8 protein-coding genes and 1 pseudogene are annotated in these 13,578 nt (G+C 72.7%); 4 read left to right on the top strand and 5 right to left on the bottom strand.

All coding sequences use genetic code 11. The features are described from left to right. Nucleotides 1-106: 106 nt before the first annotated feature. Nucleotides 107-814 carry a YoaK family protein gene (locus ACQP1S_RS09510; protein ID WP_432905333.1) on the top strand — a complete coding sequence of 236 codons (708 nt, stop codon included), beginning with the start codon at nt 107-109 and terminating at the stop codon, nt 812-814. Between the two features lie 115 nt (nt 815-929). On the opposite strand, the pseudogene ACQP1S_RS09505 reads toward ACQP1S_RS09510, so the two are convergent. Next, nucleotides 930-1,022: pseudogene (locus ACQP1S_RS09505) on the bottom strand (hypothetical protein); the annotation flags it as partial. Between the two features lie 47 nt (nt 1,023-1,069). Between ACQP1S_RS09505 and ACQP1S_RS09500 the strand changes: the two are divergent. Together ACQP1S_RS09500 and ACQP1S_RS09495 are read left to right on the top strand one after the other, a co-directional pair. Continuing rightward, on the top strand, nt 1,070-1,297 hold the full coding sequence (locus ACQP1S_RS09500) for a hypothetical protein (protein ID WP_432905331.1): 228 nt from the start codon (nt 1,070-1,072) through the stop codon (nt 1,295-1,297). A gap of 205 nt (nt 1,298-1,502) precedes the next feature. Next, nucleotides 1,503-6,968, top strand: a complete 5,466-nt coding sequence (locus tag ACQP1S_RS09495; protein ID WP_432905329.1) for a carboxyl transferase domain-containing protein — start codon at nt 1,503-1,505, stop codon at nt 6,966-6,968. Between the two features lie 567 nt (nt 6,969-7,535). On the opposite strand, the gene ACQP1S_RS09490 is transcribed toward ACQP1S_RS09495, so the two are convergent. The 4 genes from ACQP1S_RS09490 to ACQP1S_RS09475 all read right to left on the bottom strand — a co-directional run bounded on the left by ACQP1S_RS09490 (nt 7,536) and on the right by ACQP1S_RS09475 (nt 12,475). Beyond that, the gene (locus ACQP1S_RS09490; RefSeq protein WP_432905327.1) at nt 7,536-9,188 is read right to left on the bottom strand and encodes a class I adenylate-forming enzyme family protein; all 1,653 of its coding nucleotides are present in this window, start codon (nt 9,186-9,188) and stop codon (nt 7,536-7,538) included. A 251-nt stretch (nt 9,189-9,439) separates the two neighbouring features. After that, nucleotides 9,440-10,204 carry an ABC transporter permease gene (locus ACQP1S_RS09485; protein ID WP_432905324.1) on the bottom strand — a complete coding sequence of 255 codons (765 nt, stop codon included), beginning with the start codon at nt 10,202-10,204 and terminating at the stop codon, nt 9,440-9,442. Between the two features lie 23 nt (nt 10,205-10,227). Continuing rightward, the gene (locus ACQP1S_RS09480) at nt 10,228-11,208 is read right to left on the bottom strand and encodes an ATP-binding cassette domain-containing protein (RefSeq protein WP_091251749.1); all 981 of its coding nucleotides are present in this window, start codon (nt 11,206-11,208) and stop codon (nt 10,228-10,230) included. 79 nt (nt 11,209-11,287) lie between these two features. Next, entirely contained in the window at nt 11,288-12,475 is a 1,188-nt protein-coding gene (locus ACQP1S_RS09475) for a glycosyltransferase (RefSeq protein WP_432905321.1), read from the bottom strand. Nucleotides 12,476-12,593: 118 nt separating this feature from the next. On the opposite strand from ACQP1S_RS09475, the gene ACQP1S_RS09470 reads away from it, so the two are divergent. Next, a complete protein-coding gene (locus ACQP1S_RS09470) occupies nt 12,594-13,541 on the top strand; it encodes a 3-oxoacyl-[acyl-carrier-protein] synthase III C-terminal domain-containing protein (protein ID WP_432905318.1) in 948 nt (315 codons plus the stop codon). Nucleotides 13,542-13,578: the final 37 nt, after the last annotated feature.

The following is a 13,578-nucleotide window of genomic DNA, read 5'->3' as shown; positions in this document are numbered from 1 at the left end:
CAACGGGCCGCCACGTCCCGCCCACCAGGGACCGGCGTCCCGGCCGCCCGGGACGTTCCCGCAGGTCATGGGTAGACTTCCCGCCGAAACGATCATCGGAAGGGCCATGACGAAGAGCTACGAACTGCCGCTGCTGGTGCTGACCGCGGCGACCGGCGCGGTCGACGGCGTCAGCTACCTCGCCCTGGACCGGGTCTTCACCGGCAACATGACCGGCAACGTGCTCTTCATCGGCTTCGGGCTGGCCGGGGTGTCCGGCCTGCCGGTGCTCAACAACCTGGTGGCGCTGCTGGCGTTCATGCTCGGTGCGGTGCTCGCCGCCCGGTTGACCCGGGGTGCGTCGGGGCCGGCGAAGCTGCCCGCCGCCGGCCTGGCCATCCTGGTCGGCGGCAGCGTGCTGTCGCTCGTCCTGGCCGGGATCTGGCTCGCCACCGGCCCGCCCGCGCACGGCACGATGCTGGTCGTCACCGGGCTGCTCGCCCTGGTGCTCGGCGCGCAGGCCGCGGCGGTCAAGCACATCGGCATCCGGGACCTGTCCACGGTGGTGGTGACGATGACCATGGTGAACCTCTCCACCGACAGCCGGGCCGCCGGTGGTCCCGGTACGGCGTGGCTCCGACGGTTCGCGGCGATCATCGCGATGGGGCTGGGCGCGTTCGTCTCGGCGGTGTTGACGTTGCGGGTGAACGGGGCGGTGGCGTTGGTCGTGGCCGGTGTGCTGTTGACGGCCGGCACGGCGCTGATCGCGGTGATCCGCCACCGCGAGGTCGCCGCGGCGTCGACGCCGGGCGGGGCGACCCCCACCGGTCCCTGACCCCGGCACCCACCACGCGCCGGCCCACCACCACGCGCCGACCGGCCCGCACCCCGATCGCGCCGTCGCGGACGGCCCGGCGCAGCAGTGGACCGGCCGCCTCCTCCATCGTCGCCGAGCAGCTGTTCTCGTGCGCCGGGTCGGCCGGAGCGCCGTCGTAGGCCAACGCGGCGGCCAGCCCCCGGGCGGCGACGGAACAGCTGAGCACGCCGTCGAGCCATTCCAGAGCGCCGTCCGGCTGTCCCCTGCCTGTCGATGGCCGAGATCGCCGAGGTGCTCTCCCGGGCGCTGGGCGTCCGGCTGTCCGCGCCGCAGATGACCGAGCGGGAGGCCCTCGCCGGCGGCAGGCCGGCGGCGGGCGCCCACCACGAGTGGCTCAACGCCGTGCCCCCACCGGACCGCCCACGGTACGCGCGGGAACTCGGCCTCCCACTCACCAGCTTCGACACCTGGGCGCACGAGCACATGCGGGCGGACGCCTGACCCCTCAACCTGGGGCGGGTGGCGTGGAGCCGGCCACCCCCGGGCGGGGAGGACCAAAAACTCTTGTGGGGTTCCTACAACGGTCACCGCTCAGGGTTCGGTGATTACGACATGGCGCTACCGGCCGGCACCCGGAAGGGTGATCGCTGTCGGGGGTCGATGCCTTGCGGCGCGTACTCGTGGATCTACCGGAGGAGTCGGTCGGGTGTTCAGCCGTGTCGCCATCGTCAACCGGGGTGAGGCCGCGATGCGCCTCATTCACGCGGTCCGAGAGTTGGCCGCGCAGACCGACACCCGGATCGAAACCGTGGCCCTCTATACCGACGTCGATCGCACCGCGACGTTCGTCCGCGAGGCCGACATCGCCTACGACCTCGGTCCCGCCTCCGCCCGACCGTACCTCGACCTGAAGAAGCTGGAGCACGCCCTGGTCGAGACCGGGGCCGACGCCGCGTGGGTCGGGTGGGGCTTCGTCGCCGAGGACCCGGCCTTCGCGGAGCTGTGCGAGAAGATCGGGGTCACCTTCGTCGGGCCGAGCCCGGACGCGATGCGCAAACTCGGTGACAAGATCGGCGCGAAGCTGATCGCCGAGGAGGTCGGCGTGCCGGTCGCGCCGTGGAGCCGGGGCGCGGTGGAGACCCTGGAGGCCGCGATCGCCGCCGCCGCCGAGATCGGCTACCCGCTGATGCTCAAGGCGACCGCGGGCGGCGGTGGGCGGGGCATCCGCGTCGTCACCAGCGACGCCGAACTGGCCGACGCCTACCAGCGCACCAGCCAGGAGGCGGCCCGCGCCTTCGGCAGCGGAATCGTCTTCCTGGAACGACTGGTCACCGGTGCCCGGCACGTCGAGGTCCAGGTGATCGCGGACGGTCAGGGCACCGCCTGGGCGCTCGGCGTACGGGACTGCTCGGTGCAGCGGCGCAACCAGAAGGTCATCGAGGAGTCCGCATCGCCGGTGCTCGGCCCGGAGCAGACCGCCGAACTCAAGTCGTCGGCCGAGCGGCTGGCCGTCGCGGTCGGCTACTGCGGCGCGGCGACCGTCGAGTTCCTCTACCACCCCGGCGATCGGCTGTTCGCCTTCCTGGAGGTCAACACCCGACTCCAGGTGGAGCACCCGATCACCGAGCTGACCACCGGGTTCGACCTGGTCAAGGCCCAACTGCACGTCGCGTCGGGCGGCCGGCTCGACGGCGTGCCGCCGCTGGAGCGCGGGCACGCCATCGAGGCCCGGCTCAACGCCGAGGACCCCGACCGCGACTTCGCACCCGCCCCCGGCCGGATCGCCCGGCTGGACCTGCCGGCCGGGCCGGGCATCCGGGTGGACACCGGAGTGAGCCAGGGCGACACCATCCCGGCCGACTTCGACTCGATGATCGCGAAGATCATCGCCTACGGTCGGGACCGTGACGAGGCGCTCGGTCGACTGCGCCGGGCGATGGCCAACACCACGGTGATCATCGAGGGCGGCGCGACGAACAAGAGCTTCGTGCTCGACCTGCTCGACCAGCCCGAGGTGATCGACGCCAGTGCCGACACCGGCTGGATCGACCGGGTACGCGGCGAGGGCCGGCTCGTCTCGCACCGGCACTCCGCCGTCGCGCTCGCCGCCGCCGCGATCGAGGCGTACGAGGAGGAGGAGCGCGCCGAGCAGCAGCGGCTGCTGTCGACGGCGTTCGGCGGGCGTCCGCAGGTGCAGCACGCCAGCGGCCGGCCGTTGGACCTCAAGCTGCGCGGCGTGGGCTACCGGATGCGGGTGGCCCGGGTCGGCGCGCACCGCTTCCGGGTCGGCATCGAGGTCGGCGGCGACGTCCGCACCGCCGACGTGGAGTTGGACCGCTTCGACCGGCACACCGGGCAGATCGCCGTCAACGGCGCGCGGTACCGGCTGCTCACCGGGACCCACGGGGCGATCCACCTGGTCGAGGTGGACGGCGTCACGCACCGGGTCGGCCGCGACGAGGGTGGCGTGATCCGCTCGCCGATGCCCGCGCTGGTCGTCGCGACGCCCGTCGAGGTGGGCGCCGAGGTCGAGGCGGGCGCACCGGTGCTGGTGCTGGAGGCGATGAAGATGGAGACGGTGCTGCGGGCACCGTTCCGGGCCCGGCTCAAGGAGTGCGACGTCTCCGTCGGCAGCCAGGTGGAGGCCGGCGCGGCGCTGCTGCGGCTGGAGCCGCTCGCCGACGACACCGACGAGCCCACGGACGCCCCCGCCACCGCACCGGTCACCCTGGACCTGCCCGTTGCGCCCGACCTGGCCCCGGCGGTCGAGCGTTCCCGGCGCGGCCAGGAGGATCTCCGTGGCCTGCTGCTGGGCTTCGACGTGGACCCGCACGACGACGGCCGGGTGCTCGACGAGTACCTCGCCGCCCGGCGGGCCGCCATCGAGGACGGCCACCGGCCGCTGGCCGAGGAGATCGACCTCGTCGACATCTTCGCCGACCTCGCGGAGCTTTCCCGCAACCGGCTGACCGGTGAGGACGGCACCGGCGACCGGCACGTCCCCAGCGCCCGCGAGTACTTCCACACCTACCTGCAGAGCCTCGACGTCGAGCGGGCCGGGCTGCCGGCGCCCTTCCAGGCCAAACTGGCCAAGACGCTCGGGCACTACGGCGTCACCGACCTGGAGCGCTCCCCCGGGCTCGAGGCGGCCGTGTTCCGCATCTTCCTGGCCCAGCAGCGGGCCACCGCCGACGCCACGGTCGTCGCGACGCTGCTGCGCGCCTGGCTGCGGGAGCCGCCGCCGGACGCGGTGCTGCGCGAGCCCGCCGGTCTCGCGTTGGAGCGGCTGGTGGCGGCGACGCAGGTCCGCTTCCCGGTCGTCGCGGACCTGGCACGCGGCGTGGTGTTCGCCTGGTTCGCCCAGCCGCTGCTGCTGCGCAACCGCGCCCGGCTGTACGCCTCGGTCCGCCGCCACCTGCGCCACCTGGACGCGCAACCGGACGCGGCGGACCGCGCCGAGCGGGTCGCCGAGATGGTCCGCAGCACCGAGCCACTGGTGCGGGTGCTCGGCCAGCGGCTCGTCCGGGACCACCTCGACAACGCGGTGATGCTGGAGGTGCTGACCCGGCGGTACTACGGCAACAAGGGCCTCGCCGACGTACGCACCCGCCAGGTCGCCGACTGCACGTTCGTGGTCGCCGAACGGGCCGACTCCAGCCTGCTCTCCGCAGCCGTACGGTTCGACGCGCTGGGCGACGCGCTGCGCGGGCTCGGCGAGCTGGCCGGTGACGGGTCCGCCGTCGACGCCGACATCTACCTCGGCTGGGAGAACCAGCCGGAGGACTTCGACGCGATGGCCGCCGCCCTGCTGGAGGTCATCAACGCGCACCCGCTGCCGGCCCAGGTCCGTCGGCTCACCACCACCGTCGCCGGGCGCGGCGGCGCGGTGATGCACCACCACTTCACGTTCCGCCCGTCGAGCACGGGGATGAGCGAGGAGCGGCTGATCCGGGGCCTGCACCCGTACATCGCGCAGCGGATGCAGTTGGAGCGGCTGCGCAAGTTCGACCTGACCCGGCTGCCGTCGTCGGACGAGGAGGTCTACCTCTTCCAGGCCGTGGCGCGGGAGAACCCGTCGGACGAGCGGCTCGTCGCGTTCGCGCAGGTGCGTGATCTGACCGCGCTGCGCGAGCAGGACGGACGGCTGGTCGCCCTGCCGACGGCCGAGGACATCGTCGCCACCTGCCTGGACTCGATCCGCCGGGCGCAGACCCGCCGCCCGTCCAAGACCCGCTTCCACACCAACCGGATCGTGATCTACGTCTGGCCGCCGAGCGACCTGACCCGCGAGGAGATGGAGATGATCGCCGGGCGGGTCCGCCCGACGACCGTGGGCGCCGGGCTGGAGGAGATCCTGTTCATCGCGCGGCAGCGCGACCGCCGCACCGGCGAGCTGACCAAGGTCGCGGTGCGGATCTCCTTCGACGCCACCGGCGGGGCCGAACTGACCATGGGCGAGCCGCCGGTCGACCCGGTCGAGCCGCTCGACGACTACCGGCTGAAGGTGCTGCGCGCGAGCAGCCGCAACACGGTCTACCCGTACGAGCTGACCGGGTTGCTCGGCCAGTTCGTCGAGCACGACCTCGACGGCGACCACGCGCTGGTGCCGGTGGACCGGCCCCGGGGGCGCAACACGGCGGCGATCGTCGCGGGGGTGGTCTCCACGCCGACCCCGAGGCACCCGCAGGGCGTCACCCGGGTGGTGCTGCTCGGCGACCCGACCAAGTCGCTCGGCGCGCTCTCCGAGGCCGAGTGCCGGCGGGTGATCGCCGCCCTGGACCTGGCCGAGCGGCTCCAGGTGCCGCTGGAGTGGTACGCCCTGTCGGCCGGCGCGCGGATCTCGATGAGCTCCGGCACCGAGAACATGGACTGGGTGGCGGCGGCGCTCAAGCGGATCGTCGAGTTCACCCAGGACGGCGGCGAGATCAACATCGTCGTCGCGGGGATCAACGTGGGCGCCCAGCCGTACTGGAACGCCGAGGCGACGATGCTCATGCACACCCGGGGCATCCTGGTGATGACGCCGGAGTCCGCGATGGTGCTCACCGGCAAGCAGTCGCTCGACTTCTCCGGTGGGGTCTCCGCCGAGGACAACTTCGGCATCGGCGGCTACGACCGGGTGATGGGCCCGAACGGGCAGGCGCAGTACTGGGCGCCCAACCTGACGGCCGCGCGGGACGTGCTGATGTCGTACTACGACCACACGTACGTCGCGCCCGGAGAGGACGCCCCGCGCCGGGCGACCACCGCCGACCCGGCCGACCGGGACGTCTCCACCTTCCCGCACACCGTGGCCGGCAGCGACTTCACCACCGTCGGCGAGATCTTCTCGGCCACGGCGAACCCGGACCGCAAGAAGCCGTTCGACATCCGTACGGTGATGCGGGCGCTCGCCGACCAGGACCACCCGGTGCTGGAGCGGTGGGCGGGCATGGCCGACGCGGAGACCGCGGTGGTGCAGGACGTCCACCTCGGCGGCATCCCGGTCTGCCTGCTCGGCATCGAGTCGCGGTCGGTTCCCCGGCGGGGCTTCCCGCCCACCGACGGCCCGGACACCTACACCGCGGGCACGCTGTTCCCCCGCTCCTCCAAGAAGGCCGCGCGGGCGATCAACGCGTCCAGCGGCAACCGGCCGCTGGTGGTGCTGGCCAACCTGTCGGGCTTCGACGGCTCGCCCGAGTCGATGCGCAAGCTGCAACTGGAGTACGGCGCCGAGATCGGCCGGGCGATCGTCAACTTCCGTGGGCCCATCGTGTTCTGCGTGATCTCCCGGTACCACGGCGGGGCGTTCGTGGTCTTCTCCAAGGCGTTGAACCCGAACATGACCGTGCTGGCGCTGGAGGGCTCGTTCGCCTCGGTGCTCGGCGGCGCCCCGGCGGCGGCGGTGGTGTTCTCCGGTGACGTCAACGCCCGTACCGCTGCCGACCTTCGGGTGCGTGACCTGGAGGCACGGGTGGCGGCGGCCACCGGCACCGAGCGGGCCGCGTCGACCGCGGAACTCGACGAGATCCGCTCGGCGGTACGCGCGGAGAAGCTCGGCGAGGTGGCAGCGGAGTTCGACCGGGTGCACAACATCCAGCGGGCGGTGGAGGTCGGCTCGGTCGACGCGGTGATCCGGGCCGCCGAACTCCGCCCCCGCATCATCGAGGCGATCGAGTCCCGACTGCGGTGACGCCGACCGGCGGGGCCCGGTAGGCCCCGCCGGTCGACTGACCCGCCGGTCAACTGACCCGCCGGGACGACCGACTGACCGGTCGGCCGACCCGGCGGGGTGACGGTCACTGACCGACCCGCCCGGGGGACGTCGTCAGTCCGGTGTGGCGGCCGCTGGTCGACCCGGCGGGGGGCGGTCGCCGGTCCGGCGGACCTACCGACGGGCCGCAGCTGCGGCCCGAACTCCCGGAGCCGACCGGCCTGGGAGTGGTTGTCGTGGACAGCGTTATGCCGCACCGTCATGAATATGACGGCGCGGCATAACGCTGTCTGCGCATCCTGACGTCGGGTCGGATCGGATCGGGACGGCACGGGACGGGACGGCACGGGACGGCACGGGACGGCCGCCGCAGTGAGGAGTGGCAGGCAGCAGAGCAGCCGGCTGCCGGGGACACCTGGCGCCGGAGGCAGCCCGGACCGGCCGCCGGAACGCCGGCACCCAGACAGCCCGTCGCGACCGGTCGGAGCGCAGCCCGGCAGAACCGACCAGGGCGCAGCCGGCCGCCGAGCGACCGGTGCGCAGCCGTCAGCCCGTCGCGGGTGCCCCGGCGTCGGCCAGCAGCCGCTGGCGCATCAGGAACTTGCGGACCTTGCCGGTCGGACCCATCACCACGCCGTCGTCGGGCACCGTGACCACCCGCCGGAGCGTCCCGCCGACCACCGGTCCGAGCGCGGCGCGGACCTGGTCGGCGCGGTCGAGCGCCGGATCGGCGTCCCCGGCGAGCAGGAGCAGCACCTCGGTCACGGTGCCCTCGTCGGCCTCCTGGACCGCGATGACGGTGCAGTCACGCACGTCCGGGCAGTGCTTCAGGATGCGCTCCTCGGACAGCGCCGTGTAAAGCCAGTTGCCGTCACCCAGGTCGACCGCGTCGCTGGCCCGGTCGACATGGTGGTAGTTGCCCTCCGGGTCGCGGTACATCAGGTCGCCGGTCAGGTAGTAGCCGTTGAGCCGGGTGCGGTAGGTGTTGACCGAGTCGTTCCAGTACCCGATCGCCAGCGTCGGTGACTTGAGCCCGACGTGGCCCACCTCCCCCTCGGCGACCTCCTCGCCCGTCGTCACGTCGAGCAGGGCGATCTGCGCGAACGGGTACGGCTTGCCGACGCAGCGGTCGTAGCGGTCGCTGCCGAGGCGGTGGCTGATCCGGAACGCGCCGTGGCCCATCTCGGTGGAGCCGAGCATGTCGACGAACTTGGAACCGGGCACGTCGACCATGCCGTCCCGGGTGTACGCCGGGTGACTGCCGACGGCGACCAGCCGCCGGACATGTGACTCGTGGGCGCAGTCCCCGGTGTTGAACCAGTTGCGCACCGAGCTCAGGTCACGGGTGGTCAGGTCGTACCGCGCCAGCTCCGACCAGGTCACCGCGAAGCCGAAGACGCCGGTCGGCCGCCAGCGTTCGATGGCGTCGATGATCGTCTCGGCGCTGCGCGCGAACGGGCCACCCTGCGCCGACAGGTAGAGCAGCTGGTAACCGTTGCAGAGCGCCTGGTTGACGGTGATGATGCCGGCGGTGTGCGCGGCCGGCAGGACGGAGAGTTCCCGCACCTCGCCGTACGGGCGGGACTCGGTGAGCCGGACCGCCCGGATGGCGGCGAACAGCCCGTGGTGCGAGTGGGCGATCGCGGCCGGCACCCGGGTGGTGCCCGACGAGTGGGTGATGGCGACCGGGTCCTCGGGGTGGTGGCGGTAGTGCGGTGGGGCCTGGTCGGGATCGCCGGTGCCGGTCTCCGCGGCGTCGCCCAGGATCGGCACCCCGAGGTCGTGCTCGCGCAGCGCGGCGTGGTCGGCGTCGATGACGACCCCGACGCCGCGCAGCCGTCGGATGAACTCGGCCGCCAACTCGATCGGCATGTTGCCGTTCATCAGGGCCGGGATCGCACCGAGCCAGTTGAGGGCCAGGAAGTTGAGGAACACGTCGGGCGCGGACGTCACATAGACCGCGACCGGGTCGCGCCGGCCGATGCCCCGTCGCCGGAACCAGTCCGCCCGGGCGGCCACCCGGTTGGTCAGGGTGGCCAGCGACAACGGCGTCCAGGCCGGAATCCCGTCCACGTCGACGTCGAAGGTCACCCGCGGCATGTCCGGGTCGGCACCGTGCTCGGCCAGCCGGAGCAGGACGTTGCCGGCCCCCAGCTCCATGTCGGCCGCCAGCGTCGCCCGGAAGTTGTCGGCACCCAACGAGTTGTCTCCTCACCCTGACACGCTCACGGTCGCCGCACCCCGGCGCGACGGCCGATCTGGGACACGCTCAGGCTAGAGCGCGGACCACCGGCAGACAATGGCCAACATCAATCCTGGGTACGCCGGCCCGGTATCCGCCCGTCGCAGGCCACGATCCGCCCCGGCAGGGCCGCGAACCGCAGCCGTCAGACCGCGAACCGCAGCCGTCGGACCGCGAACCGCAGGCGTCGGACCGCGAACCGCAGCCGTCAGGAGACCTCGCGGTTGAACAGGTGCGACGACCAGACCAGACTGACCGCCGCCAGCCCGATCATGATGAGCGCGCCCTGCCACACCACGGGTTGGCCGATCTGACCGTTGAACAGCGCCCGCATGCCGTTCGTCGCCCAGGCGAACGGATTCCAGAACGCGACCCGCTGGATCCACAGTGGTGCAAGCACGAGCGGGATGAGCACCCCGGCGAGCAACGAGATCGGCTGACCGACGGTGTTGACCAGCACGCCGAGGCTGTTCTCGTTGCGCACCAACAGCGCGATGTCGTACGAGATCGAGGTGCTCAGCAGCACCATCACCGCCAGCAGGGCATACGAGATGAGCAGGTTGCCCAGGTGCACCCGCAACCCGAACGGCAGCGCCACCAGCGTGATGATCACCGCCTGCACCACGTTCAGGCAGACGTGCATCAGGGCCCGGCCCAGCAGCAGCGCGGTACGGCTGACCGGGGTCACCCGGCACCGGTCGATGATGCCGGCGCGCAGGGCGCTCAGCAGCCCGTAACCGGCGAACAGCCCACCGAACAGGCCCATCGCCACGAACAGTCCGGGCACGTAGATGCGGTAGGCGTCCGCGTACGAGGAGGCGCCCTGGTCGACCATCACCACCTTGAGGAACGGGGCGAACAGGACCAGGTAGGTGATCGGCTGGGCCAGACTGAACGCCACCATCACCGGGTTGCGCACCATCAGGCCGACCTCCTGCTGGAAGATCAGCCAGGTGTCGCGGACCAGTTTCACTGCGGCTCCTCTCGCACCGGCGGTCACTCCTCGAGCGAGCGGCCGGTCTTGGCCAGGAAGACGTCGTCGAGGCTGGGGCGGCGGGCCTCGATCGCCCCGGGCTCGATCCCCCGGCCCAACAGGGTGCGCATGATCTGCGGGATGGCCGTCGCGGCACTGTCCACATAGAGCCGCAGGGTCCCGTCGACGGCCTCCGACGAGCGCACGTACGGCTGCTCGGCCAGCAGCTTCGTGGCCACCGGGAGATCGGTGTCGACGGCGTCGTCCACGACGTCGGCCCGGGTGAGGTCGACCGCCACCACGTCCCCGGAGATCTCCCGCTTGAGATCCGACGGGGTGCCCTCGGCGACGATCAGACCGCCGTCGATGATGGACACCCGGTCGCACAGGGTGTCGGCCTCGTCGAGGTAGTGCGTGGTGAGGAAGACGGTCATCCCCTCCGCACGCAACCGCCGGACCTCCTGCCACATCCGGACCCGGCTGGGCGGGTCCAGCCCGGCGGTCGGCTCGTCGAGGAAGATGACCTGGGGTGAGTGGATGACCCCGAGCGCGACGTCGAGCCGCCGCCGCTGCCCACCGGAGTACGTCCTGATCCGGCGGTCGGCGAAGTCGTCGAGCTGGAACGCCCCGATCGCCGCCTCGGCCCGGCGCTGCGCCTCGGCCTTGCCGAAGCCGTACAACCGGGCCTGGAGCACCAGGTCACGGCGGGCGGTCGAGTCCTCGTAGGTGCCGCTGGCCTGGGCCACGAAGCCGATCTGCCGGCGGACCTGGGCGGGGGTCCGCAACAGGTCGACACCCGCGATCGTGGCCCGGCCCCCGTCGGGCCGGATCAGCGTGGCCAGCATCCTCATGGTGGTGGACTTGCCCGCGCCGTTGGGCCCGAGGAAGCCGACGATCTCGCCGCGCCCCACCGCGAAGTCGACCCCCCGCACCGCCTCGACGGTGCTGGCGCTGCGACCACGCCCGACCCGGTAGGACTTACGGAGGCCGGTGGCCTCGATCATCGAGCCTCCTCGTGCGGCGACGACGCCGGGCCACGTCGGTGTCGTCCATGGACGGCGACCCCCGCGCGGGTGCGTCAGGTCAGGCTAGTGTGGCCGTACCCGTAGGACAATGGTCGATGGGTCCACCGGCCAGGGCGGCCAGGTGCCGGGCCGCCGCGACCGCGCCACCGGCGGCGGCGAACGACTCACCGACCCGGCGGGCCTGCGCCCGGTGGCCCGGATCGTCGAGCACGGCGGTGAGCGCGGCGGTGAGCTCCGCCGGGGTGGCCGACCCGAACGGGACCTCGATGCCGGCGCCCGCGTCGGTCACCTGCCGGGCCACCATCGGGTGGTCGTGCCGGATCGGCGCGACGACCACCGGGACGCCGTGGGCCAGCGCCTCGGTCACCGTGCCCAGCCCGCCGTGGGAGACCACCGCGTCGAGGTGGGGCATCAGCTCCAGCACCGGCACCCGGGGGGCGACCAGCACGTGCGCGGGCGGGTCGGGCAGCACGTCGACCGAGGCGGTGAGCACCACCTGCACCTGGTCGGCGAGCGGCGCCGTGGCCGCCAGTATCCGCTGGAAGAAGTCCCGCGCCAGGTGCTCGGCCATCGTCCCGACGGTCACCAGGACGTGCCGGCGGGCCGGGTCCCAGGCGTCCCAGGCGAAGGCCGGCGCGTCGGGACGGTGGCCCAGGGCCGGGCCGGTCAACACGCACCGCGCCGGTAGCGGCGTCGTGCCGGTCAACGCCGTGCTGGTCAGGCCGATCACCAGGTACGGCGAGAAGCGCAGGTCGATCGTCTCGTCGACCGGCAGGTCGGTCAGCGCCCAGACCCGGGTGAGCTGGCTGCGTACCCACTCGTCGAACTCGGGTAGTTCCCGGGTCGGCGGGGTGAGTTCCAGGGTGCCGACGCAGAAGGTGGCCCACGGCACCCCGTGCCGGTGCGCGGCCAGCGCACCGGCCATCGCGTACTGGTCGACGACGGCGACGTCCGGCCGGTAGTCCGCGACGGCCTGGTCGGCGGCGTCGCGGATGAACCGGTTGACCGGCAGCACGTGCCCCTCCCAGAGGCTGCGCACCGAGGCCATGCCGGTGTCGCCGCCGTTGCGGAAGTAGCGCTTGCCGGTCGGGTAGAGCGTCGCGTCGGGGCCGATCAGCGGACGCAGGTCGCTGCGGGGCCCGCACCAGGCCACCTCGTGCCCGGCCGCCTGGAGCGCCTGGCCGATGGCGAGCGGGGCGTTGAGATGGGACGCCACCGGCAGCACGACGAACAGGAAGCGGGCCACGTCGATATTGTGGCACGCACGCGTTGACAGCGGCGGACGCCGCTGATGGGATTCAGCGCGTGGTGGTCGACGACGTAGGGACGGTGGCATCGTCCACTGTGGTTGTCGCCCGGTCGGCATGACGGCGCTCGACGCGGTCTCGGTCCACCTTCCCCAGCGCCGGGTCCCGATCGAGAGCCTGGCCGGCCCGCTGGAACTGACCGACATGCAGGTCCGGCTGTTCCGCCGGTTCCACGGTCTGGACCAGGTGCGCCGCGATCCCGACCTGTCGCTGCCCGACCTGCTGCGGCACGCCGCGACCGGGCTCACCGCCCTGCGCGGGCAGGAGCACCGGGTCCGGTTCGTCCTGTACGGGCGGGCGTTCCCCGTCGTCACGCCGTACCCGGTCAACCCGCTGCACGACGTCTGCCGCGCGCTGGGGCTCGGTCATGCGGTCGCCTTCACCCTGACCCAGCAGTCCTGTGCCAGCGCGTTGCTCGCGATCGAGATGGCCGGCCGGCTCCTGGCCGCCGAACCACCCGGGCGGCACGGGCCGGACGACGGTCCGTTGGCGCTGGTCCTCACCGGGGAGAAGGCGTTCACCCGGGACGCCCAGTTCATCCCGGAGACCTCGGTCTTCAGCGAGGGGGCGTCCGCGTGCCTGGTCAGCGCCGACGGGCCCCGGGACCGGCTGCTCGGCTACGCGTGCGCGCAACGGGGCGAGTTCGACGTCGCCGGTGGCGCGTCCGGCGCCCAGTTCCAGCGCGAGTACCGGCCGGCGCTGGCCGAGGTGATCGGGCGGGCCCTGACGGTGGCCGGGGTGGCCCTCGACGACATCCGGCTGGTCCTGCCGCACAACGTCAACGTCGTGACCTGGCACCGGCTGTGTCGGCTGATCGGGCTCCCCCGCGACCGGGTGCTGCTGGACAACGTCCCGGAGACCGGCCACGTCTTCTGCGCGGACGCGTTCGCCAACTACCTGACGGCACGCGAACGCGGCCTGCTGCGCCCGGGTGACCGCTACCTGGTCGCCGCCGTCGGGGCCGGCGACGGCGCGACCTTCGCCGCGATGGTCTTCGCCCACTGACCACGTGCCGCAGGGACCCGGTCGGTGCGCGCCGACC

The organism is Micromonospora matsumotoense (assembly GCF_050951065.1).
GTDB lineage: Bacteria > Actinomycetota > Actinomycetes > Mycobacteriales > Micromonosporaceae > Micromonospora > Micromonospora matsumotoensis.
Note: the sequence above shows the minus strand (reverse complement) of the source record. Positions and strands in the feature narration are given on the sequence as shown.

Excerpts from the sequence above, each read along its gene's own strand:
- ACQP1S_RS09510 (WP_432905333.1), top strand. The coding sequence starts at position 107 with ATGACGAAGAGCTACGAACTGCCGCTGCTGGTGCTGACCGCGGCGACC.
- ACQP1S_RS09470 (WP_432905318.1), top strand. The coding sequence starts at position 12,594 with ATGACGGCGCTCGACGCGGTCTCGGTCCACCTTCCCCAGCGCCGGGTC.
- ACQP1S_RS09480 (WP_091251749.1), bottom strand. The coding sequence starts at position 11,208 with ATGATCGAGGCCACCGGCCTCCGTAAGTCCTACCGGGTCGGGCGTGGT.
- ACQP1S_RS09500 (WP_432905331.1), top strand. The coding sequence starts at position 1,070 with ATGGCCGAGATCGCCGAGGTGCTCTCCCGGGCGCTGGGCGTCCGGCTG.